The sequence below is a fragment of the Pseudoalteromonas sp. S1727 genome, from assembly GCF_005886375.1.
GTDB lineage: Bacteria > Pseudomonadota > Gammaproteobacteria > Enterobacterales > Alteromonadaceae > Pseudoalteromonas > Pseudoalteromonas haloplanktis.
In genome coordinates, this window is sequence record NZ_PNDT01000180.1 from 1 (window position 1) to 418 (window position 418).

The window sequence follows — 418 nt, forward strand, 5'->3', positions numbered from 1 at the left end:
CCTACAATCTTAACTTCTGCGCTTAAACAGTCACATAAAAATCTGTCTGGAACAGATTTTAACGCACTTGTGCGGCTTTAGTCATTTACATGGACGTAAATGATAAAACGCGTTTGGCGTTGTATGGTTAAGCCTCACGGGTAATTAGTACAAGTTAGCTTAACATGTCACCATGCTTCCACATCTTGCCTATCAACGTTGTAGTCTTCAACGGCCCTTCAGAGACTTTAAAAGTCTAGTGAGAACTCATCTCGAGGCCTGCTTCGCGCTTAGATGCTTTCAGCGCTTATCAGTTCCGAACGTAGCTACCGGGCAATGCCATTGGCATGACAACCCGAACACCAGCGGTTACTTCACTCCGCTCCTCACGTACTAGGAGCAACCCCTCTCAATTCTCAAACGCCCACGGCAGATAGGG

At 46.7% G+C, this 418-nt stretch carries 1 rRNA gene; it reads right to left on the minus strand.

Features of this window, described 5'->3' with window-relative positions:
• Positions 1 to 123 precede the first annotated feature (123 nt).
• Positions 124 to 418 (minus strand): 23S ribosomal RNA (locus CWB85_RS21445); the annotation flags it as partial.